Below are 1,220 nucleotides of genomic sequence, written 5' to 3'. Positions count from 1 at the left end.
GTTATGAGGGACTTTAAAAATTCAACTAAGGAGGTGTTGTCATGCACTACATTGGCATTGATATGTCTAAAAACTCCTTTAATTTCTGTGTCATTGATGAAACTGAAAAAATTATTAAACAAGGTTCTTTCCCTGTATCTAAAGATGGTTTTGCTAATTTCCTTAAATTGATTTCCTCTTTTGATAATCCTCTTGTACTTGTTGAATCCTCTTCCCGTTATCATCTGCCTCTGGTTTATTCCCTTGTCTCTAATAACTTTCCTGTGTATGTTGTTAATCCTAAAGCTGTTCATAAGTTCATAAATTTTAAATCCCCTAATAACCCTTCTAAATCTGACTCTAAGGATGCTTTCTTTATTGCACTCTTTACTAAATATGAATCTAACAACCTTAAACCTTATTCCCCTTCTGATTCTCTTAAACTTATTGCCCGTAAAATTGATTCCATATCTAAAGATATTGCTAAAACTAAAACTCAAATTAATCAGCATATTGATGTTTTGTTCCCTGAGCTTTCTAAACGTGTAAATATTTTCTCTAAAGCTATCCTTAATTTGCTCCTTTATTATCCTTCTGCGTTTGATATTTCCAATGCTAATGTAAATGAGATTAATAAGTTTCTTTATACTCCAATTGGTAGAAAGGTCTCTATATCTGCTGATGAGCTTATCCTTTTGGCTAAAAATTCTGTTGGTGTTAATAATGTTGCCTTGAAGGTTTCTCTTAAAGCTGATATTGAAAGACTTTTCTTCCTTGAAAATCAGCTTAAAGAGCTTGAATCTGTTTTTACTGATATGATGAAGGATTTTTTTTGTGATGATATAGAAATTGTTTCTTCTATTGCTGGTATTTCTGAAAGGCTTGCTTGTAGGTTTATTGCAGAAATAGAGGATATAAGCAGATTTGAGAATGCTAAAAAGCTTATAAGTTATGCTGGAACAGACCCTGTTGTTAAGCAATCTGGTAAATGGAAGGTTAGAATGAGTATATCTAAGCAGGGCAATCCTTTTTTGAGAAATATTCTTTATCAGATGGCTACTGGTGTTGTTATGTGGAACGAAATTTTTAGAGAGTATTATAGAAGAAAGTATCAGCAGTTCAAAAGCAGAAAAAAGGCTATGATTGCTGTTGTTAATAAGCTGGTTCGTGTCATATTTGCTATGCTTTCTAATAGGCAATTTTTTAATCATCCTTCTTTAATTTCTAATACTTGACTCCCT

The 1,220-nt window shown here is 32.1% G+C and carries 1 protein-coding gene; it reads left to right on the top strand.

What is annotated here, in order from left to right; genetic code table 11:
• Window positions 1-41 precede the first annotated feature (41 nt).
• The gene (locus tag HG1285_RS00835; RefSeq protein WP_008289549.1) at window positions 42-1,214 is read left to right on the top strand and encodes an IS110 family transposase; all 1,173 of its coding nucleotides are present in this window, start codon (window positions 42-44) and stop codon (window positions 1,212-1,214) included.
• Window positions 1,215-1,220 lie beyond the last annotated feature (6 nt).

This window comes from Hydrogenivirga sp. 128-5-R1-1, from assembly GCF_000171895.1.
The sequence above is the reverse complement of the archived record's forward strand: the minus strand, read 5'-3'. Positions and strand labels throughout refer to the sequence as shown.